Origin of the sequence: Bernardetia sp. ABR2-2B, assembly GCF_037126435.1 — a bacterium.
GTDB lineage: Bacteria > Bacteroidota > Bacteroidia > Cytophagales > Bernardetiaceae > Bernardetia.
This window is the reverse complement of sequence record NZ_CP147020.1, coordinates 4383906-4405338: the sequence shown is the minus strand read 5'-3', so window position 1 is coordinate 4405338 and position 21433 is coordinate 4383906. Positions and strand designations below refer to the sequence as shown.

The window sequence follows — 21433 nt, the reverse complement described above, 5'->3', positions numbered from 1 at the left end:
GCTTTATAATCAATTAACAATATATATTGAAGTGATTTTTATATTGACTATCTATTTTTCAGATAAAATAGAGCTATCTATATCTATAAAAATTTCAACTTTTAAATTAATTCAAGCTATTTTTTATTTTAAAATAGTAATAAATAATATTATTATGTTTTTACCTTTTGAAAAAATGCCTTCTTACTCTCGTCTTTGGATTTATCAATCTGATAGAGAACTTACAGATAGCGAAGTTTTGGCGATTACTAATGTTTTAACAAATTTCATCGAAAATTGGGAAGCACACGGAAACTCTTTAGTCTCTTCTTTCGAAATTCGTTATAAGCGTTTTTTGATTTTGGCAGTCAATGAAGAACTTACAAAAGCAACAGGTTGCTCTATCGATAAATCAGTAGAACTCATGAAAGCTATTGAAGATGAATTTAAAATCTCGCTCTTTGACAGAACTAAAGTGGCTTATTTGGATAAAGAAGAAAAAATAAATATTACTTCTCTTTCTCAACTAAAAGAACTCGTCATTGAGCAAAAAATCACTTCTGATACGATTATTTTTGATAATTTAGTTCAGATAAAAGAACAACTGGATTCTCAATGGAAAAATAAGGCTTCCAATACGTGGCTCAAACGTTATTTTCAAAATGTCCTTTCTTAAAGTAGAATTTGCGATTGTTGGTGTCGCTATCGCTAAAACACCAACAACAGCATAGATTTCAGAAGTTAGAAGTAATGCAAAACACAAAAACCCTTATTTCAATAAAGAAATAAGGGTTTTTTCGTTAAAAGAAATATATTATTCTACACGAATAAATTATTTACTTTCGTCGCCTTTCATATCGTCTTTCAACTGAGAAAGTGCAGAATTATCTCCTAATGAACTAGTAGTTTCTAAATCTTTAGATTTTTTCATGTCTTTAGATTTTGAAGCAGTTTCTTTACTAGCCTCTCCTTTTGAAGCTTTTGCTTTCTTAGCTTTCGCTGGAGCAGCAGTTTCGTCTTTTCCACTACGGTAAGTAGCTACGTGAGAAAGGATAATGCGTTGCTCGTCTTTAGAAAACTCTACTACTTTGAAGTCAATGTTGTTTCCAACTTCAGCAGTTTTGCCTGTTTCTTCCAAAGTAAGGTGTTTTGTAGAAGAGAAACCTTGAACACCATAAGGAAGTTCGATATTTGCTCCTTTATCATTTCTGTTTACTAAAGTACCTTTGTGTACACTGTTTGGCGTAAAGATAGTTTCGAAAGTATCCCAAGGATTTTCTTCCATGTGCTTATGACTAAGAGCCAAACGACGTTGTTCTGTATCAAGTTCTAATACTTGAACTTCTAATTTTTCGTTTACTTTAATAAATTCAGATGGGTGTTTGAATTTACGAGTCCAAGAAAGGTCAGAAATATGAACAAGTCCATCAATTCCTTCTTCCAATTCTAAGAATAAACCATAGTTAGTAAGGTTACGAACTGTTCCTGTATGACGCTCTCCAGAAGCATATTTTGTTTTAACTTCTTCTTTTGTCCAAGGATCTTCAGTAAGTTGTTTGATACCTAATGACATTTTGCGTTCTTCACGGTCAATTGTCAAGATAACTGCATCTACTGTATCATTGATACTCAAAAATTCTTGTGGGTTACGCAAGTGCTGCGACCAAGACATTTCAGAAACGTGAATCAAACCTTCAACACCTGGTTTGATTTCTAAGAATGCACCATAATCAGCAACATTCACAATACGTCCGTTTACTTTTGTACCTACTTCTAAACTTGCCTCAAGCGAATCCCAAGGATGCTCTTGAAGTTGTTTCATACCTAATGAAATACGTTTTTTATCTTCATCAAAATCAAGAACAACAACATTGAGTTTTTGGTCTAATTCTAATATTTCGTTTGGATGAGAAATACGTCCCCAAGAAATATCAGTAATGTGAAGTAATCCATCTACACCACCCAAATCAACAAAAGCACCAAAGTTAGTGATATTTTTAACCACACCTTCCAATACTTGTCCTCTTTCAAGGTTGTCAAGGATTTGTAAACGTTGTTTTTCAAGGTCTTTCTCAATAAGAACTTTATGAGAAACTACTACGTTGTCATTTGCATAATTGATTTTGACAACTTTCAATTCCATTTTCTTATCGACATATACATCAAAATCACGAATTGGCTTAACGTCAATTTGTGAACCTGGTAAAAATGCTTCAATACCGAAAATATCTGCAATCAAACCACCTTTTGTACGGCGTTTGATAACTCCTTCGATAACTTCGTCGCCTTGATGCGACTGCTCAATTTTTTTCCACGCCTGAAGAGCCATTGCCTTACGACGAGAAAGTAAAATTTGTCCGTTTGCGTCTTCTTGTTTCTCTACATAAACCGTTACTTGGTCACCAGCTTTAAGCTCTGGTAAATCTCTAAATTCTGAAAGAGATACAAGTCCGTCTGATTTATGACCGATATTTACGATAGCTTCACGGTCTGTAACACCTACGATTGTACCTGTAACAAGTTCGTTTTCTGAAAACTCAGTAAGAGTTTCTTCGTAAAGGTCTGCTAGTTCTTGTTGGCGTGAATCCTTGTAGCCAGCACCAAAGCCTGTTTTGTTAGACTCTAATTCTTCCCAATTGATTTCGCCTGCTGAAGTGTTTGAATTACTCATATAATAAAATAAAAATGACAATTACTTTCAGGCTTGTCTGAGTGCCTGCCTTTGTAGCATTTTTTTTAATTAATTTGATAAAACTAAATAAAAGAAATTATGCTTATAAGGTGTTTCTTAACTGTGATAAAATAATTTGAATAAAATTCATTTTTAAGAAGAGATAAAACTCAAACCAAAACCTAGTAAGTTATTGATTTACAGAATTTTACATATCTATCTGAAAATGAGTTACAAAGATAAGAACTTTTGATAGGAAAAGGAAATTTTGATTGTTTTATTATTTCTTATCTTCCATAAACCAACCAGAATATTTAATATAATTATTCGCAATTCGCTCTAGCATTTCTCCTCTTTCTCCAATTGGCTTTACTTTTTTTGCAGGTACTCCAGCATAAATAAACCCACTTTCAATCTCTGTTCCCTCCAAAACTACTGCACCTGCTGCTACAATACTTCCAGTTCTGACAATCACACCGTCCATTAATCTTGCACCCATTCCTATCAAAACATTATCTTCAATCGTACAGCCATGAACAATGGCATTATGTCCAATACTTACATAATTTCCGATAGTTGTCGGAGCAGTTTCATAAGTTCCATGAATAGTGGCGTTGTCTTGAATGTTGGTATGATGACCAATTTTGATATAATTTACATCGCCACGAACGACAGCACTAAACCACACACTACAATTATCGCCCATTTCTACTTCTCCTACAATAGTTGCATTAGGAGCAAGAAAACAATCTTTACCAAATTTTGGAGAAAAACCACGAACAGGAAGAATTAAAGCCATTTTTTTTTATTTTTAGAGGTTTGAAATTGCTTAGAAGTTGTTTAAGAATAGGTTTTGTACGTTTATTTGTTGGTGTCGCTATGCTAAAACACCAACAAAGGCTGGGTTATTTTTCCGTAGAATTGGATTTACAAACCCAATTCTATGGAAGAATTCACATTCTTAAACAACTTCTTAAATAATACACTTACTTTCAAAGTATGAACTATTCCTCAACTTTCAAAATTGTATTTCCTGTCAAGAAACCATCTAACAAAATAGCTTTCGAGACCTTATTATTCTCATCTCTCTCAAAACGAATAGAAGCATCACTCTCATTCATAAAAAACTGATTTTCAGATTGTGGTTTTAGCTCTACTTTGTTTTCTCCCATGACTACAAACAAACTATCTCTTTCAGCTACAAAAGTCAGATTCATGTTTTCGTTCATGGCATAAACTCCTTCATATTCTTTTAATAAACTTGGATTAATAGCTATTTCTTGACGCAGCAAAGGAAGTTCATATTCTTCATTATCCAATATTTTTTCAATACTTTCAGACATTTCTCTTGCTACTGGATGCTTACGGTTGCTCAAAATAAGAATTGTTTGTTGCTTTTCTGTGTCCTTTTTGAGCGAATAACTAAAGCCGTCATTCATCAAATATCCTTCTACATCAAAGCTTTGATTTTCAAAATTATTCGCAAACTTTAAAACATCTTTTGCTGTCGATTTAATTCCTCTACTACTAAAAGCCATACTGTCTTGATACTTTGGCGAAGGCGTTATTTTCAGTCCTTGATTGCGATAATTATAGAATAAATAACCAATGGCTAGATGTGTCGTATCTGTTTTTTGAAGGTAAGTGCTTTCTAAATTCCATTTTTGAGCATAGTCTTCCAAAACTTCTGAAAATGTTTTGTTCGTGATTTTTTCAATAATTAATCCTAAAATATTATAATCTAATTCAGATTGAGTTTCTGTTACTTTGTTCTCTTGATTATTTGATTTTGATAAGTTTACATAATCAATCAATGAATAGGCTTTATTTGAATTCGATTCTTGTATTTGGGCAATCGTTTGAAGGTTTGATTTATGATTTAATAGCTCTTCGACTGTAAAATCCTGTTTTATTTGAGGAATATATGTTGTTACTTTTTCATTCAATTTTAGCAAATCTTGTTCTGTCATATCTCTAATAATAGCTTCTGTAAAAAGCTCAGAAAGATGCCCCACTTTGAAGGCTGTACTGTCTGTAAATTCTTTGACTGTTTTATAATCTGCCAAACCATAGCTTTTATTAAAGATAATAGAGTCATTTTGAGCAATCAATAGTGTACCACTAAAACGCCCTAAATCAAGATAGCGATTTGCCACATCATTAATTTGAGTTATCTGATTATCGTAGTTTGTAGTTTCTTCCTTTGGAGTTGATACAATTTCTTTTGTTTCTGTATTTGATGTACAAGAGAATAAAAATGCAATTATGAAGATAAAGTATAGCGTTTTTTGTAGCATTGGAGTAGATAAGTTTGATTGTATAATGTAACATCAAATTTAGATAAATTTTCTTATTTCAGTTAAGTTTTGGATTTCATAATCTTTTAAAATATTGCCATCTCTTTTTATTTGCAAATAATTCCATCCCATAGTATTTGCTCCTACAATATCTGATTTAAAAGAATCCCCAATCATCAAAATTTCATTAGGATTGTTTTTAGCAATTATTTCTATTTCTTTAAATATTTCTTGATTAGGCTTCACATAGCCATAATCACTAGAAAATATCATTTTATCAAAAAATTTATCCAAACCGAATTTAAAAGTAGGCTCTTTGTAAGGAGATGCTAAATTTGAAATCAAGAAAATAGTAAAATCTTTTTTCAACTCTTCAAGCATATCAATAACTTCTTCATAAACAACAACTGAACGTAATTCACTCTCTAAAGTATGCCTATTTTCATTATATAAATTTTCAAACTCACTTGGTAAAACATCCATTAGTTCATCAATATCTACGGTCATAATAAGTCGTAAATATGCTTTTACTTCCAAATCAAACCCATTTTTGGAAGTTCTGAATAACTTTAGAAAGAAATTACTAGGCTCTTTTATTTCAATCAAAGTATTGTATAAATCAAAAACTATTGTTTTAATATTAGTCATTCTCAAATGTACAAAAAAACCTATTCCTTCAAAAAAGAAAGAATAGGTTTATCTATATTTCTGACACTTGGAAAGTGTCAGCTACATTAAATCCATTTTACAGTAAAATCAATAAGTGATTTTACTTCTGATTTGTAAGGAGGATACATCAGTTGAGGTGCGCTAAAACGAGTAGGTTGCTCTAAAACAGCACGTTCATTAGAAAATGACTTAAAACCAAAAATACCATGTGCTTTTCCGATTCCACTATGATTTACACCACCAAAAGGTAAATTATGTTGAAAATAATGAATCACTGTATCATTAATACAAACGCCACCAGAAGAGGTAGAAGAAAGTACATTTTCAATAGTTTCACGCTCTTGTGAGAAGAGATATAATGCTAACGGCTTATCTTTTTTGTTGATTAAATCCAAAGCATCATTAAGATATTTATAACGAATAACTGGCATAATAGGACCAAAAATTTCTTGTTGCATCACTTCCGAATCCAACGGAACTTCTGACATAATTGTTGGAGCAATATAGTTTTGTTCTTCTACGACTGTTCCCCCAGTATGAATGACTGCACCTTGTCCTTTTGCTTTTCCGATAAGCTCAACGAGTGCTTTGTATTGTTTTCCATTGATAATTCTTGCATAATCTGGAGAATCCAAACGCTCTCCCGAAGACTGACCATAAAACTCACTCAAATACTTGAGCATTTGTTGGATAAGTTCGTGTTCAATATCTTCATGAACCAATACGTAATCAGGAGCAATACATGTCTGACCTGCATTTAAGAATTTACCCCAAACGATTTTTTTGGCAGCTTCTTTAATATTCGAAGTCTCATCAACAATAACTGGCGACTTTCCACCAAGTTCTAGTGTTACAGAAGTTAGATTTTCAGCAGCAGCTTTCATAACTGACTTTCCTACGGCTGTACTTCCTGTGAAGAAAATATGGTCAAAAGGCTGCTCAGTCAAATATTTAGATACTTCTACTTCGCCTTCTACAAAAGCCACTTCGTTTTCAGCAAAAACTTCTTTGATAAGCTGCTTCATGATTGCATTGGTGTGTGGCGTGTACTCAGAAGGCTTCAAGATAGCACAATTACCTGCTGCAATTGCTGAAACAAGAGGAATTAGAATCAAATTAACTGGGTAATTCCAAGGCGCAATAATCAAACAAACTCCTTTCGGCTCATAACGAATATAAGACTTAGAACCCAAGAGAGCTACTGGAGTGCTTACAGATTCATCTTTCATCCATTTCTCAAGATTCGAAATAGCGTGTTTTATTTCATTTGAAGTAGGATAAATTTCTGATAAATCAGTTTCTGCTTCTGGCTTTCCAAAATCTTGACGAAGCGAGTTATGAAATGCTGCACGGTAATTAAAGAGAGCATCTTGCAAACGCTTTAGTTTTTCGATACGCTCTTTTGTAGTTGTTTTGGCTACTGCCCAACGATTGTTTTGTTGTGCTTCAAAAATTTCGTCTATATGTTTTTTAAAATCTTCTTTTGATTCTGAATTTTGACCTGCAATAGATACGTTTTCGGCTTGAATTTCGCTCATAATTTTGTAAAATTGTAAGAATTTCCAAACCCTTAGGGTTTTCAGAAACCCTAAGGGTTTAACTACTAATTTCTATGAAAAATAAAATATATTCTTTTAGTGTCTTTGTGTGTATGCTTATTTTGGTGTTGGCTTCATCTTCTTACGGACAAAAAACCAATTCGGATAAGCTAAGATACGAACTTTTCGAACATAAACTGTTCGTCTCTACTACTCAAACGGATTCTATGCGTTATCGTTTACTTTTTCCGAAAAATTATAAAAAAGATTATGATAAAAACAAGAAATATCCTTTAGTTCTATTTCTTCATGGTGCAGGAGAACGTGGCGACAGTTCGCTTACAGTCAAACATATAGGAGCGTGGGCATTACAAGAAAAAAACAGAGATGACTATGAGTGTTTTGTGCTTGTTCCTCAATGCGAAAAAAATAATAAATGGGTAGAAGTAGATTGGTCAGCAGATTCGCATACTCAACCCAAAAAAATGAGCAAATATATGGACTTGACGTGTGAGCTTTTGGAAGAATTAGAAAATGAGTTACCAATAGATTCGACTAGAATTTATCTTACAGGATTATCTATGGGAGGATATGGAACTTGGGATTTGGCAGCTCGTTTTCCAAAAAAGTTTGCTGCAATTGTTCCCATTTGTGGAGGTGCAGATGAAAAAACAGCCGATTCTTTAAAAAGTATGCCTACTTGGGTATTTCATGGAGCATTAGACCAAACCGTAAAACCACAGCGCAGCCGAAATATGGTAGAAACACTCAAAAAAGCAGGAAACGAAGATGTTCATTATACAGAATATGAGAAAGTAAGACATGGTAGTTGGAAACCTGCTTATGAAGATGGACAGATGTGGAAGTGGTTATTTGGCTGTTTCATTGGTAAGGACACCAACAACGGCGAAAATTAAAAATCCTTAATTTAAATTAACTAAAACAACGTTTTTATAAAAAGTAACATCTAAAAAGTCAAATACAATTTTTACATTTTACTTGACTACTATGAAAACTACTTATTTTATTACTCTTCTATTTTTCTTTTTGTCATTCTGTACTTTTGCTAGTGAAAGTGATTCTAAACCTTCTATTCAGGAAAAAACTGTTACAAATTCAGTCATATTAGAAAAATCAAAAGCTACCTCCACAAAAAAACAGAAAAAACTTAATTTCAAAGAACGATTAGCTTTAAAACTTGTCAAAAAGAAAATCAAAAAAGCACAGAAAAAACAAGCTAAAACTAAAAAAGTCAAGAAGAATAAAAGCATAGCAAATGCTGTTGGTACTATCTTGATTTCAGTATTGTTTATTTTACTTGGTGTTATTGGTGGAATTATCGCCTTTGCTATGGGAGAAGTTTTACTAGGAATTTTATTACTTCTTCTTGGACTGATTGCTGTTCCTATCATTTTAGTCATTGCTCTGATAGGATAAATTATTTTTAAATTTACTATAACTATGAAGCAAAAAATATTACTATTATTCTCTATTTTTTCAATACTGTTTTTTGCTTCATTTGCTAGTGAAAGCAAATCAGAAATTTTGCCTAAAAAAGAAACGTCAAATACTAAAATCATTTCTCAAAGAAACAATTTAGTTCCACCTAAAAAACAAAAACTCAATTTCAAAGAACGATTAGCTTTAAAACTTGTCAAAAAGAAAATCAAAAAAGCACAAAAAAAACAAGCTAAAAACAAAAGATCTATTCTGGAAGATGGAATCGGACTTGCTATTGCTGCCTTACTTTCAGTTTTATTGATTTTAGGAAGTTTGATAGGAGGAATTATTGCTCTTGCAATGGGAGAAACGCTGCTTGGTATTTTATTAGTTGTAGGAGGTTTAATTTTTATTCCTCTAATTTTAATAGTAATTTTACTCGCTATTATTGCTAATAACTAGTTTTTGTGTTAGGTTTTAACTTTTATCTGTATTATCAAAAATCCTTTTTTTTCTGTCGTCGTTCCTACCTACAATCGTGCAAATTTGATTGTAGCTACTTTAAATTCTATTTTTAATCAAAATTTTGATTCAGAATTAGAGGGAGATAGAATTTCTTATGAAGTAATTGTAGTAGATGATGGCAGTACAGACAACACAAAAGAAATTATTGAAAAAACTTATTTAGATGAAAATTCTGATAATTTTGAACCTCGTTTAAGGTATTTTCAAAAAGAGAATGAAGAGCGTTCGGTAGCACGAAATTTTGGCATTTCAAAGGCAAAAGGAAATTATATTCTCTTCTTTGATTCGGATGATTTTATGCAATCGCATCATTTACAAACGCTTTATGGTGCTATAAAACAAAATCCGACAGCACAGTTTTTAGCTACAAAATTTGAGTTTGAAGCAAAAGTTAATGGAGAAAATAAAATATTTCCTTCTCACATTGCACATCTCAAAGAAGGTTTTTATGATTACAAATTAATTCTAGAAGGTTCTTATTTTGGAACATTGGTTTGTTTTGATAGAAAATTAATTGAAAGCAAAGAAGGCTTAAAGCCATTTCCAACTGAATTTAATATCTGTGAGGATTGGATTTTTTTGTTTAGAAATTTATTTATTCACAAGATTCCAATTTATGTTATTGATAAAACTACGATTACAGTAAATGACCATCCCAACCGTTCGATGGCAGACAATCAAAAGGTTATTTTGGCAAGATTAGAAGCTACTACTTTTTTAGAAAAAAATCTCTCTCTTTCTAGTGATGAACTTACCATTTTAAAAGGTAATTCGTATCAGTTTTGCGCCGTTCATTCCTACATCGATAAAAACAGAAAACAAGCCTTTGAGTATTGGAAAAAAATGGTTTCGTATTTAGGATACAATAAAAATACAATTATTTTGGGAATAAAAATTTTGATAGGAAAGAGTTTTATAGAGAAATTGAAGTAATTGTATTTTTCAGACCTCAACAACAACTCAGAACAAACATTTTTTTATCTCTTTTTTAGTCTGTATCTTTCAGATTATTTTTATGATACTTCTTTACTTTAGGAAAAGGCGTGCCTTTCCCCTACCTTTCTTAACATGATACTTGAACTTGCCGACTGGCTCATCATTATTTCCTTTTTACTTCTCACTTTAGGAATTGGAATTTATTATACTAAAAAAGCTAGTAAATCTACTGAAGATTTTTTCTTGGGAGGTCGTAATCTTCCTTGGTGGGTGGCAGGTACTTCGATGGTAGCTACTACGTTTGCAGCCGATACGCCTCTTTTGGTTACCGAATTAGTAGTGAAAAATGGAATTAGTGGAAACTGGCTTTGGTGGAACGGACTTATTGGAGGAATGCTTACCACATTTCTTTTTGCTCGTCTGTGGCGAAAGGCAAAAGTTATAACTGATTTGGAGCTTATAGAATTGCGTTATTCTGGCAAACTAGCAGAGTTTTTACGTGGTTTTCGTGCTGTTTATTTAGGACTTTTTTTTAATGCTGTCATTATTGCTTGGGTAAATTTTGCTCTAGCAGCCCTTTTACACGTATTTTTTGATATTCCAGAAGAACAAACCATTTTCTATGTAGCTGCTGCAATGGTAATTGTGGTTATTTATTCTAGTCTTTCAGGTCTTTTGGGCGTTGCTATTACTGATGTGGTTCAGTTTGTTTTGGCAATGACAGGTTGTATTGTCCTTACTTATTTGGTTTTGGATAGCCCAAAGATTGGGGGAATAGAGGGTTTGGTAGAAAAGCTACCTGAGAGTACACTTAACTTTTTCCCTTATATCGATTTTGGAGAATCTAACGGTTCAGAAATTTTACAAAATGGCGTTCAGATGCTTACCATTAGTTTGGCTACTTTTTTCGCTTATGTGGGCGTTCAGTGGTGGGCGAGTTGGTATCCAGGGGCAGAACCGGGGGGAGGTGGCTATGTCGTTCAGCGAATGATGTCTGCTAAAGATGAAGAACATGCTTTCAAAGCGACATTGTTTTTTCAGTTGGCTCATTATGGTTTGCGTCCTTGGGTTTGGATTTTGGTGGCACTTGCTGCAATTATTTTATATCCCAATCCTGCTGAGGGAAAAGAAGGCTTGGGTTATGTGATGGCAATGAAGGAGTTTTTACCTGCTGGTTGGCGTGGACTTTTATTAGTTGCTTTTTTTGCTGCTTATATGAGTACGATTTCTACACAACTCAACTGGGGGGCAAGTTATTTAGTCAATGATTTGTATCAGCGTTTTTATAAGCCAAAAGCAAGTTCGAAAGAATTAGTAACTGTTTCAAGAGTAGCAACACTTTTTATTATGCTCTTCGGACTTTTTGCCACCACACAAGTAACTTCTCTTAAAGATGCTTTTGAATTTTTGATTGAAGCAGGTGCAGGTTTGGGAGCAGTTTTGATTTTGCGTTGGTATTGGTGGAGAATAAATGTTTTTAGTGAACTTACAGCGACGATTGCTCCTATTGTTGGAATTATTTTTATTCGTATTTGGAATAGTGGCTTTTTTCATACAAGTCAGGTATTTGATAATGTTTCTATTACAGATTATGAAAAATTAGTTATTCAGACTGAAAAATATAACCAGATAGTTAGTAGTATTCAAATCGAATCTCCTTATTCATTGTTTTTTATTTTAGGATTCACAACAATTTCTTGGGTTTTGGTTACGCTCTTCACAAAACCAACTGATGAGCAAACATTACAGAAATTCTATGAGAGGGTACGCCCACAGGGAAGTTGGAAACCTATTAGAGAATCATTGAAATTACCAAAACCAAAAAATAGTCTGCCTTATATGATTGCAGCTTGGTTTGTCGGAATTGCTTTAGGATATAGCTTTTTGTTTGGAATCGGTTATGCTATTTTTTCTAAATGGACATCTTTTGGAATTTCTTTGGGTGTTTTTGTAGGAAGTATTTTGGCTATAAACTGGCTTGTAAAGAAAATTTCGGAAGAATGAAAAACGATTTTGCTCTGAAATAGTTATATTTAGGATAACAGATATTTCGTTTATCAAAATAAATAAAGATGATAAATTCTATTCCCATTACACTACCTATTTTAAAAGATTCTGAACGATTAGAATATGAACAACTAGATTGGAAGAATTACAGAAAACTACTCTCTATGTTTGAAAAAGACAAGAGTATTTTTGTAATGAATGATTATAAATCAATAGACCAACTGGAAGAATATATAGATTACCAACTCAATTTTGCTCAATATTCTTTCAAAAGAGGAGCTGCAGATTGGTTTTATAAAGACAAAAAAACAGGAGAGTATATTGGTGTCTTTAATCTCTATGACTTGAGTAAAGAAACAATAAACGATAATCACAAACGCTGCACCATTGGCTTTGCTACAACAGAAAAACACCGAGAAAAATACTATACTTTAGAAGCCATCGAAACGTTTAAGGAGGCTATCATCAATCAATTAGGAAAAACGTATATCCTTTCTTATACCACAAAAGATAATACTGCAACTGTTGAACTGCTTCGGAGAGCAGGATTTCAGAAAAGTGAAGGAGATTATATTCATAAGGAATATGTTTATTATGAGTTTGTGGTCTAACTAATAAGTCTAGTTTTAATCTTCATTAGCAGGGTTTTGTTCTTCCTCAATTATTTGAGGAACTTCCCCTTTCAATAAATCTCTAATTTCTGTCAGAAGTAAAATATCTTTTGGAGTGGGAGCTTCTTCATTTTTTGGGTCTTCAGCTTTGTTTTTGAGTGAGTTGAAGGCTTTTACAATCACAAAAACACACATTGCAATTATCAAAAACTGAATGGTAATATTGATAAAACTGCCATAATTGATAGAAACCATTTCTTGTACTACTTTTCCTGTACCATCTACAACTGCTTCTTTGAGTACGAATTTTAGATTTGCAAAATCAATTCCTCCAGTGATGATTCCGATAGGAGGCATAATAATATCATTGACAAGAGAGGTTACAATTTTACCAAAAGCTGCTCCAATAATCACACCGACAGCCAAATCCATAACATTTCCTTTGACTGCAAAATCTTTAAATTCTTTGATGAAACCCATGTCTTCAATGATTAATTTGTAAGTGTTCAATGGTTAATTAAATAAATGCAAAAGTTACTTTCTTGCATAAAAAAATCCGAAAATTATTCTTTATAGTTTTCGGATTTTAAAGGTAAATATTTTAATTGGTTTTCTGTATTTTTTTTTAATTAGGAATTGAAATTGAATAAATTACTACTTTAGTATTTTAATCAACTTATAATCAGAAATTTACATTCGTAATTGTTGTTTATACATACAGCCCGACAGCAAGAAAATGACAAGCACTTCCTCCCAAAACAAATAAATGCCAAATGGCATGATTGAATGGAAGTCTTTCCCAAACAAAAAAGATTACCCCTAGAGAGTATGAAAGTCCACCTATTCCAAGCAGCAAAAGACCTCCTGTGTGTAGATTTTCAAAGAAAGGTTGTATTGCTACTACTGCCATCCAGCCCATCGAAACATAAAGAATAACAGAGAAACGTTTCCACCTTCCTAAAAAGAACATTTTATAAATAATTCCTAAAAGAGCAATTCCCCATACGACACCAAAAAGTGTCCAACCCCAAGCACCACGCAACGTAACAAGTGTAAAGGGAGTATAAGACCCTGCAATAAGAAGATAAATTGCCATGTGGTCTATTCTTTCAAAAAACTTTTTTAGTTTAGCTGTTCTTGCTCCATGATAGAGCGTAGAAGCCGTGTAAAGCACTACAAGTGTAGTTCCGAAAATGGAAAAACTGATTATTTTCCAAACATCTTGCGCTTCACTTGCCCAAATAACAAGGAGCGTAAGAGCAATAACACTCAAAATAATACCTAATCCATGTGTAATGGTATTGGCAAGTTCTTGATGTTTGTTGCTAAATTTTTGTAATTTTTCTAGAGTTGTCAAGGCGTTATTTTATTATAAAAGGTTGTTGTTTGTACTAAATTATTGAGTTAAGTTTTTTCGTTAGGCTAATTTTAATCGACATCAAAACCGTATTGTTTCGCATATTCGATGAGTTTTTCCTTCAAAACTCCTCTTGCTCTATGCAAACGAGAACGTACCGTTCCGATAGGAATATCCAAAATCACAGCCATTTCTTCGTACGTAAATCCTTCCAAATCACAGAGAATAATTACAGTACGAAAATCGACAGGCAAAGAATTTAAAGCTCCTGTAACTTCATCACCAATCTTATTTTGCATCGTTGAGGTACGCAAATCAACGGTATGATTCATTTCAGAAGTTTCTACCGAAGCCGAATTATAATAATTTTCTACGTCTTGGTAATCTACTTTTGAAGGTTCTTTACTTTTCTTTCTATAATTATTAATGAAACTATTTTTCAGAATACGAAACAGCCACGCCTTTGCATTTGTACCTACTTCATACGAACCTGCAAAACGAAATGCTTTCATATAAGCATCTTGAACCAAATCTTTGGCATCGTCTTCTGCAAAAGTCAGCTTATAAGCAAAGTTGTACATGGCATCTGCATGAGGCATAAATTCAGTATTGAAAATATGTAGTTTCTCTTTTTCTGAAAGTGATTTAGACATAAAGTATAAGTTGTTTTATTTTGTTTTATCGCTCGTGAAGACACAAGCAATGGATAGGATAAACTTGGTAAATATGTGTGTTTTCATTTTTTTATTGGTATTACTGTATTGAAACACCAACAACAAAAATATTTCATATTCTGACAGTTGGAAACTGTCAGCTACAGAAATTATTCAAAACTGGTAACTGGTTACTGCTTTACTGGCAACTGACTTAGCCATTTTCAGCCACTACTTCTTTCACTTCAGGCATCATATTCTTGAAAAGATTTTCAATTCCTGCCTTTAGTGTAATTGCAGAAGACGGACATCCACTACAAGAGCCTTGTAAAAGAACACTTAGCTTTCCTGTTTCTTTATTAAATTGAGAAAAAGAAATTGCTCCTCCATCCATCTCAACAGCAGGACGAATATATTGGTCTAAAATATCTTTTATTCTTGCAATAGTTGGGTCATCGTTCAGTTCTACTTTTGAATCAGGCAAATTTTCTGAAAAAACAGGTTTTTGTGCTTCAAAATAATCTTTCAAATAATTGCGAATAATAGAATTAATTTCTACCCATTCTACATTTTCTTTTTTTGTAACTGTAATAAAGTTTTTACTCAAAAATACTCTTTCTACAAAATCAAATTCATTAAAAAGCGCAGCAGCCAAAGGAGAGTCATCTGTATCTTCTTTTGTTGCATAATCTTTTACTACTCCATCTGCCATAAGCATAAAACTCATCACAAACTTCATTGAATTTGGATTTGGGTTTTCTTCTACATATATGTGTACGTGAGGCGCACGATTATTATCTGTAATTACTGCCATTTTTATTGATTTTATACTGGTTAATTTATTTTTATATAGAATACTTATGAAACTAAAAATAAGTATTTAAGTTCTGTTAAAATCTTTTTTTACAAAGATACCATAAAATCAAACCAAAATTAAATGCACAATGATAATCTATCTAAAAAAATTGTAATAATCAAGTAAAGTGAAATTATCAAAACAATTTAGATATTTTTATGTTATATAAGTAGGTTACAATGAAATTACATTAATCTATTTTTTTAACTAAAACATTATTTTATGGAAACTTACCAAGAATCAATTAAAGAAGCTCAAGCAAAACTTAAAAATACACCTCAAGCCGAAATTCAACCTAGAAAAGGAGTTGCTCCTGCATTTATAATGCGTATTATGCTAACAAGTTTAATCGTATTTCTAATAGCTATTGGACTAGAAGTATTTGTTATTCATTCAATTGTCGGAAATGCTGAAGTAGAATTAGGACGTAGAATTGGCTTTTTTGCTGTCGGTGGTGGTTTATTAGGAGCTACTGTAGGAATGATTACTTCTTTTGCATTTATTCTAAAGAAAAAATTTGACTATAAGAGTGCTATGTCAGTAATGGCAGTTGTGTTAGTTGTTTTGATGATAGGAGTTGCCTTATTAGGCGATTATGCTATATAGATAAAACAATAATCACAATTTAACTAACTAAGACTTTCTAAAAACCTTATTTCTTTTGAAAAAAGGTTTTTTTTATGCTTTATATTTTAATGATTTCTTAAGGAAATGAAAAATAGAGTTACATACTCGTCTGCTTGTTAAGCAAACATATTTATCATACTCCAAGCCTAATTTTATGTACGAATTTTGTCATTCCTGTTTGTCCGTTGGTTTGTTCTTTTTCTACTTCTATTGGAGAGAGTGTTTCTTTGACAATATTTGCCATTGGTAACGTATGAAAAGGGTGCTTGGCTGCATCAAAAGTATCTGTAAAAAGTTGAAGAAGAGCATCAATTCCTCCTTTCAAATACATAGGATTACAATGTTCGACTGCTTCTACAAGTTCTTCACAGTCTTTTGTACTACACCAAACATAAAATACAGCCGAAGTTTTGGTTTGTTTGATAAGTTGATATTCCAACTCTTTAGATCTGTTCTCTAACTCATTGAAATAAGTACCCAAAATACAGCTAATTAAATCTTTTTGCTCTTTTTTGAAAGACAATTTTTCCATTGTGTCTTTAAGTTTTTCAAGCTCTAAGTGAAGGTTATACTTACTTATAGGCGTCCTAACAGGTCTATTAAAAACATAAATTGGATATTCTAATTCTTGCATGGTAATAAAAAAATAGTGAGTAGCTATGAACAGTAGAGTATATAAAGTGTTTTCAAGATACGAATTTTCTCCCTTATATTATATTTTTTACTGAATTTGTTTTTTATAATCATCATACGCATTATTGATTGCATTATAAAGCATCTCACCCACTAGTTTTGCACCTCTTGCATTAAAATGAGTATAATCACTTTGCGCTAAAGAAGGTTTGTTATTTACCCACGAACTCATCGAATTTTGTCCTCCCATAGCATCACGCAAATCCCAAAAAGCACACCCTGCTTTCATAGCTGCATTCTTTTGAGCTTTTCTAATTATTTCCACACTTGGATAAGATTCAAAACGAGTTCCTTTTTTTCTAGCTCTATCCGAAACACTTACCACCAAAACACAAGCATCTGGATGCAAAGATTTTAAATAATTATACTGACGATAAAACATTCGTTCATAATAGGAAAGACTATAATCTCCTTCTCCACTAATATTTACTCCAAACTGTACTACAATTAGTTTTACCTGTAATTTATCAACTTGTTGTTTCATAAAATCACGATTGATGCGAGGAATTTCAAAACCCGAACTTCCACGAATAGAAACATTATCCAAAGCAACTCCTGTATTACAATCAAAGGCAACTCCCAAAACTTCAGGATTTCCTTTACTTCCTAAATGAACTTGTATTTTGTTAAAACTCGTTTTTAAAGGTACTTTATGAATGGCCAAAGTTGAACTTTTTGGTAAATCTTGTTTATCAATTACTTCGTCTCCATTAAGATTCAATTGAAAAGCCAAAGGCGCAGAAGGATTGCGATAAATAAATTTCACATTTTCAATCTTTGTTGCTTTTTTATATCCTAATTTTGGGTCTGTAAAACGAACCCAAGCGTGTTTCATTTCTGCATGAAGTGAATCATCATGAACAGTCGGGTTTGTAAAACGGTCGTATTCTGTCAGAAGACCTAATTTATTATGACGAGGTTTTTTCTTTTGGTCTATGTAGGCATACTTTGTCCAGTTAGGAGAATAGCTTGTAAAAAGTGTAGCACGAACATTTCCACGAACATAAACAGGAACAAGACCCACTCCACAACCACCAAAACGATGCTGAAAACGTCCTCTCAAATACGAACTAATACGGTCGCCTTCAATCTGAGAATCTCCATAATGAAGAATTCGAATCAAATTAGGTTTTTTAGAAAGGGATTGAAGAGAAGCAAAAAAAGAATTGAGCGCATCAGGGTTTTGAGGTGGAAACTCTATTGCCTGACGAGCAGGAACAACAGGCTCATAACGCTCCTCTTGCAAAACGGTATCTTCTACATTAGCAAACTGCAACGAATCCTCTTTTGTAAGTTCTAAAGTATCCGTAGTTAAGTTTTCGGCATTCTCTACTTTATCTTGAATATCTGCAATAAAATCTAACTCCTTTTTTTGAGTAGTATCAGCAAGTGGACTCAAATCATCAAGCGTAAAAACATTCATTGTAAAACCCTCACTCATAGAGATTTCGACAGGCGAAAGAACCATTATTACAAGTGAAATACAAGTAATGTAAAAAAGAAGTGTAAGAGGGCGTAAAGGTTCTACTGATTTTTCTTTCATTGAAATTTTTTGATAAGTTTAGCTACTATAATATTTACCATTTTTCTACTTTACCTCTTATCCTATCTTCAAAGGTTTCAATATCAATTTCATTACTTCCAAATCGTTCTCTGAATCTTTTGGCTATATCTCGTACCCACTTATGTTCTTCATTTGGGTTCATTCCTTCTGCTTCAACAACATCTTTTGCGAAATTTTCAGCCATATAATATTCCATTTTTGAAATTTCAGACCAATCATCTGGAGGAATACAAAATCCCCATTTTATACAGAGATCTCCTAAAAGATAATTTAGTTCTCTTTCCATTGAAGGAGTATCTTTGCTTTGTTTATATCCCATTTCACGATTTAGTTTAGAAAAAAATATCATATATTCTTTGCAGTATAACTTTACAGAGCATGTTCATAAAACTTTGACAATAGTTTTTCGGTAATCCGAAATGACTTTGACAATAGTTGATAAGCACCTTTATTCATTTTTTAAACTATTGACAACCTTATGAAAGGACTGTCAAAGTCTAAAAAATACAATTATTTTTTTGATTAAAAATGTTTTATGAACACACCCTGTATAACTTTATACTGCAAAAAATGTAAAAAAAATAATCTATATCTTCATTTCAGGCACATTATCAGGAATAATCAATTTTCCTTCTGTGGCATTTTTAATTTCCTCTACGCTCACATTTGGCACACGTTCACGCAAAACAAAACCATCCTCTGTAACATCAATCACAGCTAAATTAGTAACAATTTTCTTTACACAACCTAACCCTGTGATTGGTAAAGCGCATCGTTTCAATAGTTTTGACTGTCCTTTTTTGTTGGTGTGCATCATCGCAACAATGATATTTTGAGCAGAAGCTACCAAATCCATTGCACCACCCATTCCTTTTACCATTACTTTAGGAATTTTCCAGTTGGCAATATCTCCATTTTCAGAAACTTCCATTGCTCCCAAAACCGTCAAGTCCACATGTCCACCACGAATCATGGCAAAGCTCATAGAAGAATCAAAAATTGAAGAACCTGCAAGTGTTGTAACTGTCTCTTTTCCTGCATTGATAAGGTCTGCATCAACATTTTCTTCGGTTGGGTAAGGTCCCATTCCTAAAAGTCCATTTTCGGATTGAAGAACTACATCTATTTCTTCTGGTACGTAATTAGAAACTAAAGTAGGGATTCCAATTCCTAAATTGACATAAAAACCGTCTTGCAACTCTTGTGCAATGCGTTTTGCGATTCCAAATTTATCTAACATAATTTTTTTGTGTATATGTAGCTGACACTTTCCAAGTGTCAGAGTTGTTTTAATATTTTATAGTAATTTTATTACGACAGCTTGGAAGTTGTCGGCTAATTATTTACTGTACGTTTTTCAATACGCTTTTCATAATCCTTTCCTTCAAAAATGCGTTGTACAAAAATCCCTGGAATATGGATAAAATTAGGGTCTAACTCTCCATTTTCTACCAATTCTTCTACTTCTACAACCGTAATTTTTCCAGCCATTGCCATCATTGGATTGAAATTTCTTGCCGTTCCTTTGAAAATTAGGTTTCCTTGTTTGTCGCCTTTCCACGCTTTTACGAAAGCAAAGTCTGCGTGTAGTGCTTCTTCCAAAACGTACATCTTGCCATTGTATTCTCTTGTTTCTTTTCCTTCGGCTACTTCTGTTCCAAACCCTGCTGGTGTAAAAAATGCAGGGATTCCTGCGCCACCTGCTCGGCATCTTTCTGCTAAAGTTCCTTGTGGGATTAAATCAACTTCCAATTCGCCTGATAGAAGTTGTCTTTCAAATTCAGCATTTTCTCCTACATACGAAGAAATCATTTTCTTTACTTGGCGTTTTTGAAGCATCAAACCGATTCCAAAATCATCTACACCTGCATTATTAGAAATACAAGTAAGACCTTTTACACCACTTTTTACAAGGGCAGTAATAGAATTTTCAGGGATTCCACAAAGACCAAAACCACCTAACATAAGTGTCATGTTGTCTTCTATGCCTTCAAGGGCAGTCTCTGCGTTGGGATAGACTTTATTCATTTTTAGTGTTTTTTTACGTGTTTGTTTCTAACTTTTTATAATCTGAATGAAAAGATTATATTTTATCCAAAGTTTGAAAAATAAGAGCAGTTTTCAAAATACAAAATACTTTCTTGCAAGATTTTTTGTATTACATTTTTTTTAGAAAGCAACTGAAAGTGATAAGATGAGTAATATGATGAAAAGAAGAAAAACAAGGGGAACAATCCCACCTATAATAGTAGCAATCAAGGCAACGGTTCTATTTTTACGATTAGCTGCATAATTCTCGCAATCGTTTTTATAACTGTATTTTTTCAGTTGTCTTAATCCTACAAAAAAGCCGACTAATCCCAGTATGGGAGATAAAAAACCAGCAATTGGAGCAAGAACGTTTACTGCTCCAACACCTGCAGAGGAAGCTCCAATATAAATTCCTGCTAAACCTGCAAGTATAGGAAGTGCAATCATAGCAATTACACACCCAAGAGCTAAAGCAACTCTCCAATCTAATTTATTAGCAGGAACATCACAATCATCACCATCTTTTTTACTTTTGGCTACTTTAGGATAATTTTCTTTGTAGTTTTTTTTGCTCTGCTTGATTGCTTTTTTGAGCTGTCTTATTTGACGAAGAGCTTGAAAAGGCTTAAACTTATTTCTCTTCTTTTTTTTAATTTGTTTCTTTTGAGCTTTCTTTCCTTTTTTCTCTGATTTGTTTTCAGAATTGTTCTTTGAAGATGTAATACTACTATTTTCTGAAATAGATGTAGTAGCTAGATTAGAATTTGAAGGAAATGTAGCCGAAATCAATAATAAAGAAATAGCTGTCAGTAAGATGATAAAACGATTCATAAAAATTAAAAGTTAAGATTGAGAATTATTTTTGTCTATGAAGTTGTTTAAGAATAAGGTTTGTGCGTGTATTTGTTGGTGTCGCTTCGCTAAAACACCAACAATGGCATGGTTACTTTTCCTTAGAATTGGGTTTGCAAACCCAATT

General features: G+C 32.8%; 23 protein-coding genes. 8 read left to right on the top strand and 15 right to left on the bottom strand.

Features of this window, described 5'->3' with window-relative positions; translation table 11 throughout:
• Nucleotides 1-154 precede the first annotated feature (154 nt).
• Nucleotides 155-655 (top strand): hypothetical protein, encoded by a 501-nt coding sequence (locus WAF17_RS18555; RefSeq protein WP_338762907.1) that lies wholly within the window; start codon nt 155-157, stop codon nt 653-655.
• Nucleotides 656-811: 156 nt separating this feature from the next.
• On the opposite strand, the gene rpsA is transcribed toward WAF17_RS18555, so the two are convergent.
• The 5 genes from rpsA to WAF17_RS18530 all read right to left on the bottom strand — a co-directional run bounded on the left by rpsA (nt 812) and on the right by WAF17_RS18530 (nt 7154).
• Nucleotides 812-2650 (bottom strand): 30S ribosomal protein S1, encoded by a 1839-nt coding sequence (gene rpsA, locus WAF17_RS18550; protein WP_338762905.1) that lies wholly within the window; start codon nt 2648-2650, stop codon nt 812-814.
• Nucleotides 2651-2930: 280 nt separating this feature from the next.
• Nucleotides 2931-3449: a gamma carbonic anhydrase family protein gene (locus WAF17_RS18545; protein ID WP_338762902.1), complete on the bottom strand. Its 519-nt coding sequence runs from the start codon at nt 3447-3449 to the stop codon at nt 2931-2933.
• A 205-nt stretch (nt 3450-3654) separates the two neighbouring features.
• On the bottom strand, nt 3655-4947 hold the full coding sequence (locus WAF17_RS18540; RefSeq protein WP_338762900.1) for a serine hydrolase: 1293 nt from the start codon (nt 4945-4947) through the stop codon (nt 3655-3657).
• A 39-nt stretch (nt 4948-4986) separates the two neighbouring features.
• Nucleotides 4987-5595: an HAD family hydrolase gene (locus WAF17_RS18535; protein ID WP_338762897.1), complete on the bottom strand. Its 609-nt coding sequence runs from the start codon at nt 5593-5595 to the stop codon at nt 4987-4989.
• An 86-nt stretch (nt 5596-5681) separates the two neighbouring features.
• Nucleotides 5682-7154, bottom strand: coding sequence for an aldehyde dehydrogenase family protein (locus WAF17_RS18530; RefSeq protein WP_338762894.1), 1473 nt, complete (start codon nt 7152-7154; stop codon nt 5682-5684).
• Nucleotides 7155-7228: 74 nt separating this feature from the next.
• On the opposite strand from WAF17_RS18530, the gene WAF17_RS18525 reads away from it, so the two are divergent.
• From WAF17_RS18525 to WAF17_RS18500, 6 genes are all read left to right on the top strand, one after another.
• On the top strand, nt 7229-8071 hold the full coding sequence (locus WAF17_RS18525; RefSeq protein ID WP_338762892.1) for an alpha/beta hydrolase-fold protein: 843 nt from the start codon (nt 7229-7231) through the stop codon (nt 8069-8071).
• Nucleotides 8072-8162: 91 nt separating this feature from the next.
• The gene (locus WAF17_RS18520) at nt 8163-8591 is read left to right on the top strand and encodes a hypothetical protein (RefSeq protein WP_338762890.1); all 429 of its coding nucleotides are present in this window, start codon (nt 8163-8165) and stop codon (nt 8589-8591) included.
• Nucleotides 8592-8615: 24 nt separating this feature from the next.
• Nucleotides 8616-9056 (top strand): hypothetical protein, encoded by a 441-nt coding sequence (locus WAF17_RS18515; protein WP_338762887.1) that lies wholly within the window; start codon nt 8616-8618, stop codon nt 9054-9056.
• 24 nt (nt 9057-9080) lie between these two features.
• Complete coding sequence (locus WAF17_RS18510) at nt 9081-10052, top strand: glycosyltransferase family 2 protein (protein WP_338770215.1); 972 nt, start codon at nt 9081-9083, stop codon at nt 10050-10052.
• A gap of 135 nt (nt 10053-10187) precedes the next feature.
• On the top strand, nt 10188-12059 hold the full coding sequence (locus WAF17_RS18505; RefSeq protein WP_338762884.1) for a sodium:solute symporter family protein: 1872 nt from the start codon (nt 10188-10190) through the stop codon (nt 12057-12059).
• 68 nt (nt 12060-12127) lie between these two features.
• A complete protein-coding gene (locus WAF17_RS18500) occupies nt 12128-12673 on the top strand; it encodes a GNAT family N-acetyltransferase (RefSeq protein ID WP_338762882.1) in 546 nt (181 codons plus the stop codon).
• 15 nt (nt 12674-12688) lie between these two features.
• Here WAF17_RS18500 and mscL read toward each other — a convergent pair whose 3' ends face one another.
• The 4 genes from mscL to WAF17_RS18480 all read right to left on the bottom strand — a co-directional run bounded on the left by mscL (nt 12689) and on the right by WAF17_RS18480 (nt 15497).
• A complete protein-coding gene (gene mscL / locus WAF17_RS18495) occupies nt 12689-13183 on the bottom strand; it encodes a large-conductance mechanosensitive channel protein MscL (RefSeq protein ID WP_338762880.1) in 495 nt (164 codons plus the stop codon).
• A gap of 199 nt (nt 13184-13382) precedes the next feature.
• The gene (locus tag WAF17_RS18490; RefSeq protein WP_338762878.1) at nt 13383-14030 is read right to left on the bottom strand and encodes a hemolysin III family protein; all 648 of its coding nucleotides are present in this window, start codon (nt 14028-14030) and stop codon (nt 13383-13385) included.
• A 71-nt stretch (nt 14031-14101) separates the two neighbouring features.
• Nucleotides 14102-14683, bottom strand: coding sequence for a sigma-70 family RNA polymerase sigma factor (locus WAF17_RS18485; protein ID WP_338762875.1), 582 nt, complete (start codon nt 14681-14683; stop codon nt 14102-14104).
• A 214-nt stretch (nt 14684-14897) separates the two neighbouring features.
• Nucleotides 14898-15497 (bottom strand): NifU family protein, encoded by a 600-nt coding sequence (locus WAF17_RS18480; RefSeq protein ID WP_338762872.1) that lies wholly within the window; start codon nt 15495-15497, stop codon nt 14898-14900.
• A gap of 264 nt (nt 15498-15761) precedes the next feature.
• Between WAF17_RS18480 and WAF17_RS18475 the strand changes: the two genes are divergently transcribed.
• Nucleotides 15762-16145 (top strand): hypothetical protein, encoded by a 384-nt coding sequence (locus WAF17_RS18475; RefSeq protein ID WP_338762869.1) that lies wholly within the window; start codon nt 15762-15764, stop codon nt 16143-16145.
• 154 nt (nt 16146-16299) lie between these two features.
• On the opposite strand, the gene WAF17_RS18470 is transcribed toward WAF17_RS18475, so the two are convergent.
• From WAF17_RS18470 to WAF17_RS18445, 6 genes are all read right to left on the bottom strand, one after another.
• Nucleotides 16300-16800, bottom strand: coding sequence for a hypothetical protein (locus WAF17_RS18470; RefSeq protein ID WP_338762865.1), 501 nt, complete (start codon nt 16798-16800; stop codon nt 16300-16302).
• An 87-nt stretch (nt 16801-16887) separates the two neighbouring features.
• A complete protein-coding gene (locus tag WAF17_RS18465) occupies nt 16888-18402 on the bottom strand; it encodes a GDSL-type esterase/lipase family protein (RefSeq protein ID WP_338762863.1) in 1515 nt (504 codons plus the stop codon).
• Nucleotides 18403-18436: 34 nt separating this feature from the next.
• Nucleotides 18437-18742: a hypothetical protein gene (locus WAF17_RS18460; protein ID WP_338762861.1), complete on the bottom strand. Its 306-nt coding sequence runs from the start codon at nt 18740-18742 to the stop codon at nt 18437-18439.
• Nucleotides 18743-19009: 267 nt separating this feature from the next.
• Nucleotides 19010-19663 carry a 3-oxoacid CoA-transferase subunit B gene (locus WAF17_RS18455; RefSeq protein WP_338762858.1) on the bottom strand — a complete coding sequence of 218 codons (654 nt, stop codon included), beginning with the start codon at nt 19661-19663 and terminating at the stop codon, nt 19010-19012.
• A gap of 95 nt (nt 19664-19758) precedes the next feature.
• Complete coding sequence (locus tag WAF17_RS18450) at nt 19759-20451, bottom strand: CoA transferase subunit A (RefSeq protein WP_338762855.1); 693 nt, start codon at nt 20449-20451, stop codon at nt 19759-19761.
• A 141-nt stretch (nt 20452-20592) separates the two neighbouring features.
• Nucleotides 20593-21285 carry a hypothetical protein gene (locus tag WAF17_RS18445; RefSeq protein ID WP_338762852.1) on the bottom strand — a complete coding sequence of 231 codons (693 nt, stop codon included), beginning with the start codon at nt 21283-21285 and terminating at the stop codon, nt 20593-20595.
• Between the last annotated feature and the right edge of the window lie 148 nt (nt 21286-21433).

Bases quoted from the DNA above. Each gene is read 5' to 3' on its own strand.
- WAF17_RS18520 (WP_338762890.1), top strand. From the start codon at position 8,163: ATGAAAACTACTTATTTTATTACTCTTCTATTTTTCTTTTTGTCATTC.
- WAF17_RS18545 (WP_338762902.1), bottom strand. From the start codon at position 3,449: ATGGCTTTAATTCTTCCTGTTCGTGGTTTTTCTCCAAAATTTGGTAAA.
- WAF17_RS18500 (WP_338762882.1), top strand. From the start codon at position 12,128: ATGATAAATTCTATTCCCATTACACTACCTATTTTAAAAGATTCTGAA.
- WAF17_RS18515 (WP_338762887.1), top strand. From the start codon at position 8,616: ATGAAGCAAAAAATATTACTATTATTCTCTATTTTTTCAATACTGTTT.
- WAF17_RS18485 (WP_338762875.1), bottom strand. From the start codon at position 14,683: ATGTCTAAATCACTTTCAGAAAAAGAGAAACTACATATTTTCAATACT.
- WAF17_RS18555 (WP_338762907.1), top strand. From the start codon at position 155: ATGTTTTTACCTTTTGAAAAAATGCCTTCTTACTCTCGTCTTTGGATT.
- WAF17_RS18445 (WP_338762852.1), bottom strand. From the start codon at position 21,285: ATGAATCGTTTTATCATCTTACTGACAGCTATTTCTTTATTATTGATT.
- WAF17_RS18535 (WP_338762897.1), bottom strand. From the start codon at position 5,595: ATGACTAATATTAAAACAATAGTTTTTGATTTATACAATACTTTGATT.
- WAF17_RS18540 (WP_338762900.1), bottom strand. From the start codon at position 4,947: ATGCTACAAAAAACGCTATACTTTATCTTCATAATTGCATTTTTATTC.
- WAF17_RS18470 (WP_338762865.1), bottom strand. From the start codon at position 16,800: ATGCAAGAATTAGAATATCCAATTTATGTTTTTAATAGACCTGTTAGG.
- WAF17_RS18465 (WP_338762863.1), bottom strand. From the start codon at position 18,402: ATGAAAGAAAAATCAGTAGAACCTTTACGCCCTCTTACACTTCTTTTT.
- WAF17_RS18450 (WP_338762855.1), bottom strand. From the start codon at position 20,451: ATGAATAAAGTCTATCCCAACGCAGAGACTGCCCTTGAAGGCATAGAA.
- WAF17_RS18460 (WP_338762861.1), bottom strand. From the start codon at position 18,742: ATGGGATATAAACAAAGCAAAGATACTCCTTCAATGGAAAGAGAACTA.
- WAF17_RS18505 (WP_338762884.1), top strand. From the start codon at position 10,188: ATGATACTTGAACTTGCCGACTGGCTCATCATTATTTCCTTTTTACTT.
- WAF17_RS18475 (WP_338762869.1), top strand. From the start codon at position 15,762: ATGGAAACTTACCAAGAATCAATTAAAGAAGCTCAAGCAAAACTTAAA.
- WAF17_RS18530 (WP_338762894.1), bottom strand. From the start codon at position 7,154: ATGAGCGAAATTCAAGCCGAAAACGTATCTATTGCAGGTCAAAATTCA.
- rpsA (WP_338762905.1), bottom strand. From the start codon at position 2,650: ATGAGTAATTCAAACACTTCAGCAGGCGAAATCAATTGGGAAGAATTA.
- WAF17_RS18480 (WP_338762872.1), bottom strand. From the start codon at position 15,497: ATGGCAGTAATTACAGATAATAATCGTGCGCCTCACGTACACATATAT.
- WAF17_RS18455 (WP_338762858.1), bottom strand. From the start codon at position 19,663: ATGTTAGATAAATTTGGAATCGCAAAACGCATTGCACAAGAGTTGCAA.
- WAF17_RS18525 (WP_338762892.1), top strand. From the start codon at position 7,229: ATGAAAAATAAAATATATTCTTTTAGTGTCTTTGTGTGTATGCTTATT.